Origin of the sequence: Burkholderia stabilis, assembly GCF_001742165.1 — a bacterium.
In the GTDB taxonomy this organism is placed as follows: Bacteria; Pseudomonadota; Gammaproteobacteria; order Burkholderiales; family Burkholderiaceae; genus Burkholderia; species Burkholderia stabilis.
Genome location: NZ_CP016442.1, coordinates 1617713 through 1633792, shown reverse-complemented (window position 1 = coordinate 1633792; position 16080 = coordinate 1617713). Strand labels below are relative to the sequence as shown.

Here is a 16080-nt window from a genome sequence, read left to right as displayed (position 1 = left end):
TGCGCACCTTCCCCGACGCAACACGAGGGTCGCTTCATGCTGAGGGCGATCTATCGTGCACTGTGGTGGCTCGTCGCACCGATCGCGGTCATCCGGCTTTACGTGCGCTCGCGCAAGGAGCGCGGCTACCGCGAGCACATCGGCGAACGCTTTGGCCACGTGAGCGGTCGCTCGCGCGACGACCGCGCGCCGCTGATCTGGGTGCATGCGGTATCGGTCGGCGAGACGCGCGCCGCGCAGCCGCTGATCGACGCGCTGATGCACGCGCGCCCCGATGCGCGCATCCTGCTCACGCACATGACGCCGAGCGGCCGCGCAACCGGCGAACAGATCTTCGGCGATCGCGTGCTGCGCTGCTACCTGCCGTACGACATGCCGGGCGCGGTGCGGCGCTTCCTGCGCGCGTGGCGGCCGACGCTGGGCCTCGTGATGGAAACCGAGGTGTGGCCGACGCTGATCGACGAATGCCGCCGCGCGGACGTGCCGCTCGTGCTCACCAATGCGCGAATGTCCGCGCGTTCGTTCCGGCGCGCGGCGAAGTTCGGCGCGGCGACGCGCGACGTGTTCGGCGGGTTCTCGCGCGTGCTCGCGCAGAGTCCGGCCGATGCGGAGCGGCTGACCTCGCTCGGCGCGCGCAACGTGAGCGTGCTCGGCAACCTGAAATTCGACATGACGACGCCGCCGGAACTCGCGGCGCGCGGCCATGCGTGGCGCGATGCGATCGGCGCGCGGCCCGTGTGGGTCGCCGCCAGCACGCGCGAGAACGAGGAGGCGCTGGTGCTGCAGGCGTTCGCGGCGATGCGCACGCCCGGCGCGCTGCTGGTGCTCGTGCCGCGTCATCCACAGCGTTTTGCCGAAGTCGAGGCGCTCGTCGAGCGCAACGGGCTCAAGGGCGCGCGGCGCTCCGTATGGGCGGCCGATGCCGCCGCGCTCGCGGCCGGCCGGCCGGCGGCCGAACCGCTGCCGGATGACGTGACGGTGCTGCTCGGCGATTCGATGGGCGAGCTCGGCGCGTATTACGCGGCCGCCGACGTCGCGTTCATCGGCGGCAGCCTGCTGCCGCTCGGCGGACAGAACCTGATCGAAGCGTGCGCGGTCGGCGTGCCGGTGCTGATCGGGCCGCACGTGTTCAACTTCACGCAGGCGACCGCCGACGCGGTCGCGGCGGGCGCGGCGATGCAGGTCGCGGACCCGCTCGATCTCGCGCACGTGCTCGACGCGCTGTTCGCCGACAAGGCGCGGCGCATCGCGATGGGCGCGGCCGGCGCGGCGTTCGCGTCGCGTCACCGCGGCGCGACCGCGCGCACGGTCGACGTGCTTGCGGCGTTGCTGCCGCCCGCCGTACGCGGCGCGCGCGCGCTGCAGGACACGCAGGACGCCTCCGACGAATAGGCGGCGCAATGCCGCCCGGGCACGCGCGGCGGCGTCAGGCCGCCGCGCTGCCGCTCAGACCGTCAGCAAACCCTTCTTCTCGATGAACGCGATCACGTCCGCGACGCCTTCGAGCGCCTTCAGGTTCGTCATCACGTAGGGCCGCTCGCCGCGCATCTTCTTCGTGTCGGACGCCATCACGTCGAGGTTCGCGCCGACCAGCGGCGCGAGGTCGGTCTTGTTGATCACGAGCAGGTCCGATTTCGTGATGCCGGGGCCGCCCTTGCGCGGAATCTTCTCGCCGCCCGCGACGTCGATCACGTAGATCGTCAGGTCCGACAGCTCGGGGCTGAACGTGGCTGCGAGATTGTCGCCGCCCGATTCGATGAACACGATGTCGGCGTCGGGAAAGCGCGACAGCATCCGGTCGACGGCTTCGAGGTTGATCGACGCATCCTCGCGGATCGCCGTGTGCGGGCAGCCGCCCGTCTCGACGCCCATGATGCGCTCCTCGGGCAGCGCGCCGGCCACCGTCAGCAGCCGCTGGTCTTCCTTCGTGTAGATGTCGTTCGTGATCGCGACGAGGTCGTAGCGCTCGCGCATCGCCTTGCACAGCATTTCGAGCAGCGTGGTCTTGCCGGAGCCGACAGGGCCGCCGATGCCGACGCGCAGCGGCGGCAGTTTCTTCGTGCGGCGGGCGGAGGAGGGGGCGGGTGCGTTCATGGTGTGGCGTCGTGGTTCAGGAGCGGAACAAGCGCGAGTACTGGGTTTCGTGCCGCGCGGAGAGGATGCCGAGTTGCGGCGCGAACGTGTTGACGGCGTCGGGCGGTGTCGCGAGCGCGCGGCGCACGGCCGCGTCGATCGCGCCGCGCAGCGCGACGATGATGCGTTGCCCGGCGAGCTGGCCGAGCGGCACGGCCTTCAGCGCGGCGGACGTCTGGTTTTCGACCCAGCCGAATGCGTACGCGGCGAGCGTTGCGTCGGCGCCGGCGTCGTGCGCGGCGGCTGCGTATGCGAACGCGGTCGGCAGCGCGATCGGCGACAGCGATGCGAGCGTCGCGCGGCGCGCGGCATCGCCCCATTCGAGCGATGCGCAGAGCTGCGCGAGCGACCAGCCCATCTGCTCGGTTTCGCGGCGCAGTTCCGCCGATTCGCGGCTCGCGACGAACCATGCGTTTTCGGCGGCGAGCGCGGGCGCGTCGTGCGCGTGCCAGCGCGCGAGCTGGTGCGCGAGGAACGGCAACTCGCCGTGCGCGAGCACGTCGGTCAGGCCGCTCGCGATCCAGTCGCGCGCGGATTCCGCATCGCGGATCAGGTTCGCGTCGAGCGCGGCTTCGAGGCCCTGCGAATAGCTGAACGCGCCGATCGGCAGCGCCGGCGACGCGAGATGCAGCAGCGCGACGAGTTCAGTGGTGGTCATGGCCGTGGCCGTGCGCGCATCCGGGACCATGCTGGTGATCGTGATCGTGATCGTGATCGTGCGAGTGCGAGTGCGAGTGCGAGTGCGAGTGCGAGTGTCCGTGGTGTTCGCCGAACACCTGCTGCGCAAGCGCATAGTCCTCGGCGAACGTCGCATCGTGTCCGTGCTTGTGGCCGCCGCCGTATGCGCCGGCTTCCGGCTGGAACGGCGCGCTCGTCTCCTCGACCTGCGTGCCGAGGCGGCGCAGCATGTCCGCGAGCACGGGATCGGCTTCGAGCTTCAGGTAACCGTCGCCGATCTCGACCGGCGTGTGGCGGTTGCCGAGGTGGTACGCGGCGCGCATCAGCGTGAGCGGATCGGCCGCGCGCACGCGCAGCACGGTTTCCGACGCGGCGGCGATACGTACGAGCGCGCCGTCGTCGGCGACGAGCACGTCGCCGTCGCGCAGCGCGGTGCCGCGCGGCAGCAGCACCGCGACGTCTTCGCCGGTATCGAGCGTGGCCGCGAGGCGGCTCTTGCAGCGGGCGTCGTAGGCGAGCGTGAGCGTCGGCGCGCGCGCGACGAGCGACGCGGCGAGTTTCACGTTCGGGGCAATGCGTTTGTCGAGGGTGCGCATGAGGCGGGAACCGGAAATCAGAACAGGAAATAGCGCTGCGCCATCGGCAGCACGGTCGCCGGCTCGCAGGTGAGCAACTGGCCGTCGGCGATCACGTCGTAGGTTTCGGGATCGACGCTGATCGACGGGCGCCATGCGTTGTGGATCATGTCGGCCTTCGTCACGTTGCGGCAGTTGCGCACGGGCACGATCTGCTTTGCGAGGCCGTAGCGTTCCGCGATGCCCGCGTCGGCTGCCATCTGCGACACGAAGGTCAGCGACGTGCGCGCGAGCGCGCCGCCGCGCGTCGCGAACATCTCGCGATAGTGAACGGGCTGCGGCGTCGGGATCGACGCGTTCGGGTCGCCCATCTGCGCCATCGCGATCATGCCGCCCTTGAGGATCATCGTCGGCTTGATCCCGAAGAACGCAGGCTCCCACAGCACGAGGTCGGCCCACTTGCCGGGTTCGATCGAACCGACTTCGTGCGCGATCCCGTGCGTGAGCGCCGGGTTGATCGTGTACTTCGCGACGTAGCGCTTCGCGCGGAAGTTGTCGTTGCGCGCGTTGTCTTCCGGCAGCGCGCCGCGCTGCACCTTCATCTTGTGCGCGGTCTGCCATGTGCGGATGATCACTTCGCCGACGCGGCCCATCGCCTGCGAATCGGACGACAGCATCGACAGCGCGCCGAGGTCGTGCAGGATGTCCTCGGCCGCGATCGTCTCGCGGCGAATCCGCGATTCGGCGAACGCGAGATCCTCGGCGATCGACGGATCGAGGTGATGGCACACCATCAGCATGTCGAGATGCTCGTCGAGCGTGTTGATCGTGTACGGGCGCGTCGGGTTGGTCGACGACGGCAGCACGTTCGCCTCGCCGCACACCTTCAGGATGTCGGGCGCATGGCCGCCGCCCGCACCTTCGGTGTGGTACGTGTGGATCGTGCGGCCCTTGAACGCCGCGACCGTCGATTCGACGAAACCGCCTTCGTTCAGCGTGTCGGTGTGGATCGCGACCTGCGTGTCGGTGTCGTCGGCGACCGACAGGCAGTTGTCGATCGCGGCGGGCGTCGTGCCCCAGTCCTCGTGCAGCTTCAGCCCGATCGCGCCGGCGGCGATCTGCTCGACGAGCGGCTGCGGCAGGCTCGCGTTGCCCTTGCCGAGGAAGCCGAGGTTGATCGGCCAGCCGTCGGCGGCCTGCAGCATCCGCTCCATGTGCCACGGGCCCGGCGTGCAGGTCGTCGCGTTGGTGCCGGTGGCCGGCCCCGTGCCGCCGCCGAGCATCGTCGTGACGCCGGATGCGAGCGCCTCGTCGATCTGCTGCGGGCTGATGAAGTGGATGTGCGTGTCGATGCCGCCGGCCGTCACGATCAGCCCTTCGCCGGCGATCACTTCGGTCGCGGCGCCGATCGCGATCGTCACGCCCGGCTGGATGTCGGGATTGCCGGCCTTGCCGATCGCGGCGATGCGGCCGTGCTTGATCGCGATGTCGGCCTTCACGATGCCCCAGTGATCGAGGATCACCGCGTTCGTGATGACCGTATCGGGCACGTCGGCGGCCACGCGCTGCGACTGGCCCATGCCGTCGCGGATCACCTTCCCGCCGCCGAATTTCACTTCCTCGCCGTAGGTCGTGTAATCGCGTTCGATCTCGATCAGCAGTTCGGTGTCGGCGAGCCGGACGCGGTCGCCCGTCGTCGGCCCGAACATTTCCGCGTACGCGCGGCGGCTCAAGCGTAGTGTCATGTCGTGCTGTTCCTGAAGACCTGAAGAGCGGGGCGCGCGCTCAGAGCGGCCCCATCACCTTGCCCTGAAAACCGTAGACGGTGCGCTCGCCTGCCAGCGCGACGAGCTCGACGGTGCGCGTCTGGCCCGGCTCGAAGCGCACGGCCGTGCCGGCCGCGATGTTGAGCCGGAAGCCGCGCGCGGCCGCACGGTCGAACGACAGCGCGTCGTTGACTTCGAAGAAGTGGTAGTGCGAGCCGACCTGCACCGGGCGGTCGCCGGTGTTCGCGACGACGAGCGTCAGCGTTTCGCGGCCCGCGTTCAGTTCGTGTTCGCCGTCGTCGGTGAGGATTTCGCCGGGGATCATGCGTTGCCTCACGGAATCGGATGATGGACGGTCACGAGCTTGGTGCCGTCGGGGAAGGTCGCCTCGACCTGGATGTCGGGAATCATTTCCGGCACGCCGTCCATCACGTCGTCGCGCGTGAGCAGCGTCGTGCCGTAGTGCATCACCTCGGCGACGGTCTTGCCGTCGCGCGCGGCTTCCATCAGCGCGGCGGTGATGAAGGCGACCGCCTCCGGATAGTTGAGCTTCAGGCCGCGCGCGCGCCGGCGTTCGGCCAGCAGCGCCGCCGTGAAGATCAGCAGCTTGTCCTTTTCTCGGGGAGTCAGTTTCATGAAGGCAAACGTTCAGGAAAACGTAATTATTATCGGTGCGCACGCAACCAGGCGGGCGCGCGGGTCATCCTAGCACCGCGCTGTTTTGCGTGCGTCGTGTATCGGTTATGTAAGGAGCAAGGCGCGTGCCATGGCCGCCGCGCGGGGCGCGATGCGCGCTCGTGGTGCACAGTGCATGAACGGCGTGCAAGGCCGGTTGCGGTGTTGCGCCGAAACGGTGCGTGCGACCGGACGCGCTCAGGTTTGCCAGAGGCGCAGCGGCCGTGCGTCGACGCCGTGCACGATCGGCCGCAGGTGCAGCCAGCAGTCGGTGAAGTGGCGCTGCAGCGCTTCCATCGACGTCGACAGCGCGCGCACGAGCACGACGCCCGGCGTGACGCAGGTCACGCCCGTGCGAAGCGTATCGTCGAACGGCATCCGCTCGGCAAGCGATTCGGCGAGCGTGGCGTCGCACGCGGCGCCGGCGGCCCACAGCGTGCCGTACGCGGGAAAGCCTGCGAGGCCCTGCAGCGCGCCGCGCAGCGGGTCGTGCGCATCGAGCAGCGCGCGCTCGGTCCACAGCGGCCGGCCGTCGGCGCCGACGAGTGCGCTGGTCGATGCGATGCGGCCCGTCGACCAGGTTTCGCCGGCCGCCTGCCGGCCGAGCTGTGTCGCGTCCCAGCCGATCGCGCTCGCGCCCGCGCCGAGCGTCACCGTGAAGTCGAGCGATGCGTGCGCCGCGTCGAAGAACAGGTTGTTCTGCGGCAGCCAGTCGAGCTTCGCGCCCGCGCCGACCTTGATGCCGATGCGCTGCGTCGCGTCCAGGCCGTTCGACTTGTACCACTTGGTTGCGCCGGGCGTCGTCAGCACCGCGTGCGTGTCGCTGCCGAGCGCGATGTCGATGTCGAGCCGGTCGCCGCCCGCGACGCCGCCCGGCGGATGGACGATCACCGCGTGGCAGATCGCGTCGCCTTCCGGGTACAGCGGACGCTGCACGCGCAGCGGGCCGTCGTGCAGCCGGTGCGCGAGCGTCGTGCGCGCGCCGTGCCGCTCGAAGCCGAGTTCGAGACGGCCGCGCCACGATTTGGCGACGGCGGGACGGGACAGCGGAGCGTGGGAATCGGGGGCGGACATCGGCGGTGAACGGAAAGCGTGGCGAACGGAGGCAAGCGGGCGCAAGCAACGAGGATGCTACCGGAACAATAATGCAGATGCCGCATTCGCTGGAAGCATCCCGTTCATCGGCCGGCAGAATCCCCGGAGCGCCGCCGCGCCGCCGCGCCGTGTGTTACACCGCGATCAGCTCGCGCACGCCGTTCGTCTCCATGTCCCGCGCGTCGCCGCCCGCGACGATCTCGCCGCGGCTCATCACCCAGTAGTGATCCGCGATCGAGCGCGCGAAGTCGTAATACTGTTCGACGAGCAGCACGGTCATCTTCGATTCGTCGACGAGTTGGCGCAGCGTGCGGCCGATGTCCTGGATGATCGACGGCTGGATGCCTTCGGTCGGCTCGTCGAGGATCAGCAACTGCGGCTCGCTCATCAGCGCGCGGCCGATCGCGAGCTGCTGCTGCTGGCCGCCCGACAGGTCGCCGCCGCGTCGTGCGCGCATGTCCTTCAGCACCGGGAACAAATCGTAGATGCGGTCGGGCACCTTCGACGGCGCTTTCCGGCTCGCTGCGCCGACCAGCAGGTTTTCCTCGACGGTCAGCCGCGGGAAGATGTCGCGGCCCTGCGGCACGTACGCGAGCCCGGCCGCGACGCGCGCATACGGCGGCAGCGCGCCGAGCGCCTTGCCGCGCCACGACACGGCGCCGCTCTTCGCGGCGACGACGCCCATCAGGCAGCGCAGCAACGTGCTCTTGCCGACGCCGTTGCGGCCCAGCAGCACGGTGAGCTTGCCGTCGTCGGCGGCGAGGTTCACGTTGCGCAGGATGTGGCTGCCGCCGTAGTACTGGTTCAGCGCATCGATCTTCAGCATCGTTTCATCGTCCCAGGTAAGACTCGATCACCGCGTCGTCGCGCTTGACCTGATCGAGCGTGCCTTGCGCGAGCACCGCGCCTTCGGCCATCACCGTCACGCGGCCCGTGTCGCCCGCGAGCGCCGCGACGAATTCCATGTCGTGCTCGACGACCATCATCGAGCAGGTGCCGCGCAGCGTGTTCAGCAGCTCGGCGAGTTCCATCGTCTCGTGGTCGGTCATCCCGGCTGCCGGCTCGTCGAGCAGCAGCAGCGCGGGGCGCTGCATCAGCAGCATGCCGATCTCGAGCCGCTGCTTCTGCCCGTGCGACAGCTCGCCGGCCGCGCGGTACGCGTGGCTTTCGAGGCCGATCAGCGCGAGCGTCTCCTCGATCTTCGCCTGTGCCGCGCGGTCGAGCCGCGCGCGCAGCGACGCGAGCCAGCCCTTGTCGGTCTGCATCGCGAGCTCGAGGTTTTCCCACACCGGATGCTGCTCGAACACGGTCGGCTTCTGGAACTTGCGGCCGATGCCTGCACGCGCGATCTCGGGCTCGCTCATGCGCGCGAGGTCGAGCGTCTGGCCGAGAAACACGTTGCCCGCGTCGGGGCGCGTCTTGCCGGTGATCACGTCCATCATCGTCGTCTTGCCGGCACCGTTCGGGCCGATCACGCAGCGCAGCTCGCCCGCGTCGATCGCGAGCGACAGCTTCTTCAGCGCGCGGAAGCCGTCGAAGCTCACCTCGATGTCCTCGAGGTAGAGGATCGTGCCGTGCGACGTGTCGATGCCGGGCGGCACGACGCGGCCCATCGATGCGGTGCCGCTGACGGCCAGCAGCTCGTCCTCGGGCGGCGGCGTGAATTGATAGAGGGCCGTTCCGTTCATGTGCGTTTGCCTTTCGAGAGCACGGTTTCGACGAGGCCCATGATCCCGCGCGGCAGCAGCAGCGGCACGAGCACGAAGATGAGGCCGAGGAAGAACAGCCAGTATTCGGCGAAGTACGCGGTGAAAAAGCTCTTCGCGCCGTTCACCGCGAATGCGCCGACGATCGGCCCGATCAGCGTGCCGCGCCCGCCGACCGCGACCCAGATCGCCATCTCGATCGAATTGCCCGGCGACATCTCGCCGGGATTGATGATGCCGACCTGCGGCACGTACAACGCGCCTGCGATACCGCACAGCACGGCCGACACGGTCCACACGAACAGCTTGTACGCAAGCGGGCTGTAGCCGAGGAACATCAGCCGCGTCTCGCCGTCGCGCACGGCGGTGACGACACGCCCGAGCTTGCTCGTGACGATCGCGCGCGCGGCGATGAACGCGAGCACCAGCGTCGCGAACGTCAGCAGCAACAGCACCGTGCGCGTGCCGGGCGACGTGATCGCAAAGCCTGCGATGCGCTTGAAATCGGTGAACCCGTTGTTGCCGCCGAAGCCCGTCTCGTTGCGATAGAACAGCAGCATCGCGGCGAATGTCAGCGCCTGGGTGATGATCGACAGGTACACGCCCTTCACGCGCGAGCGGAACGTGAAGAAGCCGAACACCCACGCGAGTACGGCCGGCACGAGCACGACGAGCGCGAGCGCCCACGCGAGATGCTGCGTGCCGCTCCAGTACCACGGCAACTGGTGCCAGTCGAGGAACACCATGAAGTCGGGCAGGTCGCTGCCGTACTTGCCGTCGCGGCCGATCTCGCGCATCAGGTACATGCCGATCGCATATCCGCCGAGCGCGAAGAACAGCCCGTGGCCGAGGCTCAGGATGCCGCAATAGCCCCACACGAGATCGAGCGCGAGCGCGGCGATCGCGTAGCACATCAGCTTGCCGGCGAGCGTCATCGCGTAAGCGGACAGATGGAACGCGCTCGCTTCGGGCGCGACGAGCGCGGCGAGCGGCACGCCGACGCCGATCGCGACGCACAGCGCGACGAGCGCGAGCCATGCGCGGCGCGACAGCAGCGCGGGGCGCGGCGGCAGGCCGAGCGCGAAGCCGTCTGCCGTGCGGGCGGCGGCGGCGGGTTTCGGCGCGTCGGCAACCGGGTTCGACATCGAATCGGTAATGAAAGTCATGTCACGCCTCCGCGCTGCGGCCCTTCGGGGCGAACATGCCCTGCGGACGTTTCTGGATGAACAGCACGATCATCACGAGCACCGCGATCTTCGCGAGCACGGCGCCCCAGAACGGCTCGATCGCCTTGCTGACGAGGCCGAGCCCGAAGCCGCCGAGCACGGTGCCGGCGATCTGCCCGACGCCGCCGAGCACGACGGCCATGAACGAATCGATGATGTAGTTCTGGCCGAGGTCGGGGCCCACGTTGCCGATCTGCGACAGCGCGCAGCCGCCGAGGCCCGCGATGCCCGCGCCGAATGCGAACGCATACGCGTCGACGCGCGCGGTCTTCACGCCGACGCACGCGGCCATCCGGCGGTTCTGCGTCACTGCGCGCACGAACAGGCCGAGCCGCGTCTTGGTCAGCACGGCCCATGCAACGAACACCACCGCGAGCGCGAACGCGAGGATCACGAGCCGGTTGTACGGCAGGATCAGGTTCTGCATCACGGTCACGCCGCCGCTCATCCACGACGGGTTCACGACCTGCACGTTCTGCGCGCCGAACAGCATGCGCGTCCCCTGGATCAGGATCAGGCTCACGCCGAAGGTCGCGAGCAGCGTCTCGAGCGGGCGGCCGTACAGGTGGCGCAGCACGAGCCGTTCGAGCACGATCCCGACGAGCGCGGCCGCCGCGAACGACGCGGGCACGGCGACGAGCGGATACCAGTCGAACGCGCCCGGCGCGTAGCGCTGGATCAGCGTCTGCACGACATAGGTTGCGTACGCACCGATCATCAGGAATTCGCCGTGCGCCATGTTGATCACGCCGATCAGCCCGTACGTGATCGCGAGGCCGAGCGCCGCGAGCAGCAGCACGCTGCCGAGCGACAGGCCCGCGAACACGGTGCCGACGATCTCGCCGCGCTGCTGCAGCGTGTGCAGTGCATCGAGCCCCTGCTGCGCGGCATCGCGCACGCGCGCGTCGGGCTCCGCGAAGCTGCCGTCGGCATTCTTCGCGACGAGCGGGCGCAGTTGTTCGATCATGTCGAGATCGCGGCGCGCAGCCACGACCTGCACGGCTTCGAGACGCTTCGCCGGATCGCCGTCATGCAGCGCGGCGATCGCCCACAGCGCGTCGAGACGACGCTTCAGCGCGGGATCGGTTTCCTTTGCGCGGGCGCGGTCGATCATCGGTTTGAGCGCCGGGTCCGGCGACTTCAGCAGCGCATCGATCGCGTCGCGCCGCGCGGCAACGTCCGGCGACGCGAGCGCGAGCCCCGACAGCGCGCCGGCGATCTTCGTGCGCAGCAGGTTGTTCAGCATCACGGGCTGCGCGTCGCCGGCCGGCGTCGCGGCTTGCGTGAACGCGTCGTGCGCGGTGTCGCCGGCCTGGATCAGCAGGCGGCCGTCGCCGGTCGCGAGCGCGTCGCCGGTCGACAGCGCGTTGAGCAGCGCGACGGCGCGCGGATCGGTGTCGGCGGCGAGCCGGTCGACCGCGGCCGTTTTCGCGTCGAAGTCGTCGCCGGCGAGCGCGGCCGTATCGGCGGCCGTCAGCGCGAATGCGGCGCGCGGCAGCCCGCCCGCGAGAGCGGCGCAGGCGACGATCGCGACGGCGGCGCGGCGAAAGCGTGTAGGCATCGGGAAATCCTGTCGGGCGTGGGAAAGCGGATTCGTGCGGCGATGCGCCGGCGATTGCGGTTCGTCACGGCAATCGCGGCGCTCGCTCGCACCGGCATGCGAGCGGGGCGTCGCGCGCGATGCGCGATGCCCCGCGCAGCGTCAGGCCAGCGCCGCGCGCTGCCGGCGCAGGAATGCCGGGATCGACGTGACGATGTCCGGCTTGCCCTGATTGCCGGCGATGAACGGGCTCCACGGCTGCGCGCGCACCGCGGTCTTCGTTTTCCACACGACGTTGAACTGCCCGTCGCCGCGGATCTCGCCGATCATTACCGGCTTGTGCAGGTGATGGTTGCCGTCCATCGCGAGCGTGAAACCCGACGGCGCGGCGACGGTCTGGCCGATCATCGCGACGCGCACCTTGTCGACGTCGGTGCTCTTTGCTTTTTCGACCGCCTGTTTCCACATGTGGATGCCGACGTAAGTCGCTTCCATCGGGTCGTTGGTCACGCGCTTTGCGCCGCCCGGCAGGTTGTTCGCCTTCACCCACGCGGCGAACTGGTCCTTGAACTTCGTGTTGGTCGGGTTCTTCACCGACATGAAGTAGTTCCACGCGGCGAGATGGCCGACGAGCGGTTTCGTGTCGATCCCGCGCAGCTCTTCCTCGCCGACCGAGAATGCGACGACCGGCACGTCGGTCGCCTTGATCCCCTGGTTGCCGAGTTCCTTGTAGAACGGCACGTTCGAATCGCCGTTGATCGTCGAGATCACGGTCGTCTTGCCGCCCTGCGAGAAGTTCTTGATGTTCGCGACGATGGTCTGGTAATCACTGTGGCCGAACGGTGTGTAGACTTCCTGAATATCGGCGTCCTTCACGCCCTTCGATTTCAGGAACGCGCGCAGGATCTTGTTGGTCGTGCGCGGATACACGTAGTCGGTGCCGAGCAGGAAGAAGCGTTTCGCGCCGCCGCCTTCCGCGCTCATCAGGTACTCGACGGCCGGAATCGCCTGCTGGTTCGGCGCGGCGCCCGTGTAGAACACGTTGCGCGACATTTCCTCGCCTTCGTATTGCACCGGGTAGTAGAGCAGCCCGTTCAGTTCCTCGAACACCGGCAGCACCGACTTGCGCGACACCGACGTCCAGCAGCCGAACACGCATGCCACCTTGTCCTGCGTGAGCAGCTGGCGCGCCTTCTCCGCGAAGAGCGGCCAGTTCGACGCGGGATCGACCACCACCGGCTCGAGCTTGCGGCCCATCACGCCGCCGCTCTTGTTGATGTCGGCGATCGTCATCAGCGCCGTGTCTTTCAGCGACGTTTCGGAGATCGCCATCGTGCCCGACAGCGAGTGCAGGATGCCGACCTTGATCGGGCCGGTGCCCGCATCGGCTGCGTGCGCGAACGGGCTCTTGCCCGCCAGCGCGAGCGCGCCGGCCATCGAACCGAACTTCAACAGACTGCGACGTTTCATCGGGTTCCCCTTGACGTGTTGGATATGCGTGCGCCTTGAAGGCGTCGGCCATCGTGTAACGCAAGGCATGTGCCAGTCGTGCGAATGCACGCCCGGCGTGCCTGTGCAGGGGTGTGAAGGGCGTCGCGGCGGTGCGCGTGATGCGTCGTGCAGCATGTGCGTTCCGTTGCGGTGCAGTGTTGCGGGCGCAATTGGTGCACGGTCGCGCTTCACTGTTCCGGTGCGTGCTTGCGCTACCGAGAGGGCACGAAGGGCGGATTGTCAGGCGCGTTCGCGCGCGTTGCCGAAGCGCTGAAGGAAACGGGGCGGGGAAAGAGAAACGGGCGCAACAGGCGCCCGTTCGGTGGATCGTGTGGCCGGCGAGGTGCCGGCACCGGCGCGGCGCGCGATGCGCCGCCGGAAAGGTCAGTAACGCGGCACGGACGGGTCGACGTCGCGCGACCACGCGTCGATACCGCCCTGCAGGTTGTACAGCTTCGTGAAGCCGCGCGATTCGAGGAACATCGCGACCTGCGCGCTGCGCATCCCGTGATGACACACGCAGACGATTTCCGCTTCGTCGTCGAGCTCTTCGCTGCGCGCGGGGATCTGCTGCATCGGGATCGATACGCTGCCGGCGATCTGCGCGGTGGCGATTTCCCACGGCTCGCGCACGTCGAGCACGACCGGCGCGGGGCGCGCCGTGTCACCGAGCCATTCCGCGAGCATCGCGGGCGTCAGGATCTGCATGGAGGCTCCGCTGCTCAGAACTTGAAGCGCGACGGCTCGATCGCGTTGACGAGGTGGTCGATGTAGGTCTCGAACACGTCGGCGACGCGGTACTGCTTGTCGTCGATGCGCGTGATGATTTGCGCCTTCATCACCGGACGGCCGCCGACGAATGCCGACAGGCGGCCGCCGACCTTCAGCTGTTCGAGCATTTCCTGCGGCACGACGGGCAGGCCGCCCGCGACGCAGATCACGTCGTACGGCGCCTTGCCGGCCCAGCCGCGCGAACCGTCGCCGAGCACGACTTCAGCGTTGGTCACGCCGTCGTTGCGGAGGTTGTCTTCCGCGAACTTCGCGATCGCCGGATCGATCTCGACGGCCGTCACGTGCTGCGCGCGATGCGCGAACAGGGCGGCCAGGTAGCCGGAGCCGGCACCGATCACGAGCACGTTCTCGTGCTTCTTGACCGTCAGTTCCTGCAGCACGCGCGCTTCGACGCGCGGGAACAGCATCTTGCTGCTGCCGCCGGGCAGCGGCAGTTCGAGGTCGGCGAACGCGAGATCGCGGTATTCGGCCGGCACGTAGTTTTCACGCTTGACGATCGACAGCAGGCCCAGGACGTCGAGATCCAGCACGTCCCACGGCCGGATCTGTTGTTCGATCATGTTGAAACGCGCGTTTTCGATATTCATGGTGTGGTCACGCAGCCTGGTCGGCCATCAGCGGGGATAGAGAAACTTCGTGATTGTACCAAACGGGGCGGCCGCCAAGCCTTCAGGCGGCCTGCAACAGACCTTTACCCTTTGCTCTTCTTGATCTGCGCCTCGAATGCGAGGTCGAGCTTGCTCGCCTTGCGCGGCTTTTTGGGGCCGAATTCGTCGACGAACTTGACGAATTCGTCGAGCGGCAGCGGCTCGCAGCGCTTTTCGGTCGTGCCGCCGGCGCGGTCGACGAGATAAAACAGGCCGCCCGCCATCGCGACGACCGCGAATTGCGGGTTGCCGGAGCGGGTCTTCAGGCGTTCGACCGCGTAGGTCGCTTTGGTGGTGCGCATCGTGCGGGGTTTGGGCAGGGCGTGAGCCCCACACTGTATCAAACCGTGCGCGAGTAGCGTTGCCGCGGCGTCTGGCCGAGATACGCGTCGAACGCCATCGCGATGTTGCGCACGACCATCCGGCCGGCCGGATGGATCGTCAGGCGGTCGCGCGCGATCGTCAGCAACCCGTCGCGCTCGAACGGGCGCAGCGCGTCGAGTTCGCGCGCGAAATGATCGGCGAAGCGGATGCCGTGCGCGGCCTCGACATGCGAGAACGGCAGTTCGAGGTTGCACATCAGTTGCGTGATCACGTCGCGGCGCAGGCGGTCGTCGGGCGTGAGCCGTACGCCGCGCACGATCGGCAGCCGGCCCGCGTCGAGCGCGGCGCCGTACGCGGGCAGGTCCTTCGCGTTCTGTGCGTAGACGTCGCCGACCTTGCCGATCGACGACACGCCGAAACCGACGAGGTCGGTATCCGCGCGCGTGCTGTAGCCCTGGAAATTGCGCTGCAGCGTGCCGTTGCGTTGCGCGCGCACGAGTTCGTCGGACGGCCGCGCGAAATGGTCCATCCCGATGTACACGTAGCCGGCGGACGTCAGCATGTCGATCGCGAGGCCGAGCAGCGCGATGCGCGTTTCGGGCGGCGGCAGTGTCGCATCGTCGATCTGCCGCTGCATCTTGAACAGGTGCGGCATGTGCGCGTAGCCGAACACCGACAGGCGATCGGGCGCGAGTTCGATGATGGTTTCGAGCGTGCGCGCGAACACGGCGACCGTCTGGTGCGGCAGCCCGTAGATCAGGTCGACGCTGACCGAATGGAAGCCCGTCGCACGCGCGGCGGCGAGCAGGTCGGCCGTCATCGCGAGCGGCTGGATGCGGTTGATCGCCTGCTGCACGACCGGATCGAAATCCTGTACGCCGAGGCTCAGCCGGTTGAAGCCGATCGTGCGCAGGTGGACGAGCGTCGCCGGCGTGACCGTGCGCGGGTCGATCTCGATCGAGAATTCGGCGTCGGCATCCGGCGCGAGCGCGAAGTGCTCGCGGGTGGCCGCCATCAGTTCGGCCGTTTCGTCGTCGGACAGGAAGGTCGGCGTGCCGCCGCCCCAGTGCAGTTGCGTGACGGGGCGTGCCGGATCGAACAGTGCAGCCTGCAATGCCATCTCGCGCTTGAGCTGGTCGAGATACGGGCGCGCGCGGCGGCGGTTGTTGGTCGCGATCTTGTTGCAGCCGCAGTAGAAGCAGGCCGTATTGCAGAAGGGAATATGGAAGTACAGCGACAGCTCGCTCGACGACGCGCCGGGGTCGCTGGCCGCGCGCACATAGTCGGCCATGTCGAAATCGTCGCGGAACTGCAGCGCGGTGGGGTACGACGTATAGCGCGGCCCGTTCGCGCCGTACTTCGCGAGCAAATCGGGACGGAACATTGTGTCGGCAGAACCAGAACTCATGACGGTCTCGCGCTTTTTAGATGT

17 protein-coding genes are annotated in these 16080 nt (G+C 68.4%); 1 reads left to right on the top strand and 16 read right to left on the bottom strand.

Annotation, left to right across the window (positions count from 1 at the left end; genetic code table 11):
• Window positions 1–36 precede the first annotated feature (36 nt).
• Window positions 37–1392, top strand: a complete 1356-nt coding sequence (gene waaA / locus BBJ41_RS07665; RefSeq protein ID WP_069746002.1) for a lipid IV(A) 3-deoxy-D-manno-octulosonic acid transferase — start codon at window positions 37–39, stop codon at window positions 1390–1392.
• A gap of 54 nt (window positions 1393–1446) precedes the next feature.
• Here waaA and ureG read toward each other — a convergent pair whose 3' ends face one another.
• The 16 genes from ureG to hemN all read right to left on the bottom strand — a co-directional run bounded on the left by ureG (window position 1447) and on the right by hemN (window position 16056).
• The gene (ureG, locus tag BBJ41_RS07660) at window positions 1447–2094 is read right to left on the bottom strand and encodes an urease accessory protein UreG (RefSeq protein ID WP_069746001.1); all 648 of its coding nucleotides are present in this window, start codon (window positions 2092–2094) and stop codon (window positions 1447–1449) included.
• 16 nt (window positions 2095–2110) lie between these two features.
• Complete coding sequence (locus BBJ41_RS07655) at window positions 2111–2791, bottom strand: urease accessory protein UreF (RefSeq protein ID WP_069747623.1); 681 nt, start codon at window positions 2789–2791, stop codon at window positions 2111–2113.
• A complete protein-coding gene (gene ureE / locus BBJ41_RS07650; RefSeq protein ID WP_069746000.1) occupies window positions 2778–3407 on the bottom strand; it encodes an urease accessory protein UreE in 630 nt (209 codons plus the stop codon). Before ureE ends, BBJ41_RS07655 begins: the two co-directional genes overlap by 14 nt.
• A gap of 17 nt (window positions 3408–3424) precedes the next feature.
• Complete coding sequence (gene ureC / locus BBJ41_RS07645; RefSeq protein ID WP_069745999.1) at window positions 3425–5131, bottom strand: urease subunit alpha; 1707 nt, start codon at window positions 5129–5131, stop codon at window positions 3425–3427.
• A 40-nt stretch (window positions 5132–5171) separates the two neighbouring features.
• Window positions 5172–5477 (bottom strand): urease subunit beta, encoded by a 306-nt coding sequence (locus BBJ41_RS07640; protein WP_069745998.1) that lies wholly within the window; start codon window positions 5475–5477, stop codon window positions 5172–5174.
• 8 nt (window positions 5478–5485) lie between these two features.
• Complete coding sequence (gene ureA, locus BBJ41_RS07635) at window positions 5486–5788, bottom strand: urease subunit gamma (protein WP_006406310.1); 303 nt, start codon at window positions 5786–5788, stop codon at window positions 5486–5488.
• A gap of 237 nt (window positions 5789–6025) precedes the next feature.
• Window positions 6026–6901, bottom strand: a complete 876-nt coding sequence (locus tag BBJ41_RS07630) for an urease accessory protein UreD (protein ID WP_069745997.1) — start codon at window positions 6899–6901, stop codon at window positions 6026–6028.
• Between the two features lie 154 nt (window positions 6902–7055).
• Window positions 7056–7748: an urea ABC transporter ATP-binding subunit UrtE gene (urtE, locus tag BBJ41_RS07625; RefSeq protein ID WP_069745996.1), complete on the bottom strand. Its 693-nt coding sequence runs from the start codon at window positions 7746–7748 to the stop codon at window positions 7056–7058.
• Between the two features lie 4 nt (window positions 7749–7752).
• A complete protein-coding gene (urtD, locus tag BBJ41_RS07620; RefSeq protein ID WP_069745995.1) occupies window positions 7753–8610 on the bottom strand; it encodes an urea ABC transporter ATP-binding protein UrtD in 858 nt (285 codons plus the stop codon).
• Complete coding sequence (gene urtC / locus BBJ41_RS07615) at window positions 8607–9794, bottom strand: urea ABC transporter permease subunit UrtC (protein ID WP_069745994.1); 1188 nt, start codon at window positions 9792–9794, stop codon at window positions 8607–8609. Before urtC ends, urtD begins: the two co-directional genes overlap by 4 nt.
• A gap of 1 nt (window position 9795) precedes the next feature.
• A complete protein-coding gene (gene urtB / locus BBJ41_RS07610; RefSeq protein ID WP_069745993.1) occupies window positions 9796–11415 on the bottom strand; it encodes an urea ABC transporter permease subunit UrtB in 1620 nt (539 codons plus the stop codon).
• Between the two features lie 141 nt (window positions 11416–11556).
• Entirely contained in the window at window positions 11557–12864 is a 1308-nt protein-coding gene (gene urtA / locus BBJ41_RS07605; RefSeq protein ID WP_039367747.1) for an urea ABC transporter substrate-binding protein, read from the bottom strand.
• A 405-nt stretch (window positions 12865–13269) separates the two neighbouring features.
• Complete coding sequence (locus BBJ41_RS07600; RefSeq protein WP_006488544.1) at window positions 13270–13593, bottom strand: rhodanese-like domain-containing protein; 324 nt, start codon at window positions 13591–13593, stop codon at window positions 13270–13272.
• A 14-nt stretch (window positions 13594–13607) separates the two neighbouring features.
• Window positions 13608–14264, bottom strand: a complete 657-nt coding sequence (locus tag BBJ41_RS07595) for a protein-L-isoaspartate O-methyltransferase family protein (protein WP_069745992.1) — start codon at window positions 14262–14264, stop codon at window positions 13608–13610.
• A gap of 104 nt (window positions 14265–14368) precedes the next feature.
• On the bottom strand, window positions 14369–14626 hold the full coding sequence (locus BBJ41_RS07590; protein ID WP_069745991.1) for a hypothetical protein: 258 nt from the start codon (window positions 14624–14626) through the stop codon (window positions 14369–14371).
• A 38-nt stretch (window positions 14627–14664) separates the two neighbouring features.
• Window positions 14665–16056, bottom strand: a complete 1392-nt coding sequence (gene hemN / locus BBJ41_RS07585) for an oxygen-independent coproporphyrinogen III oxidase (protein ID WP_069745990.1) — start codon at window positions 16054–16056, stop codon at window positions 14665–14667.
• Between the last annotated feature and the right edge of the window lie 24 nt (window positions 16057–16080).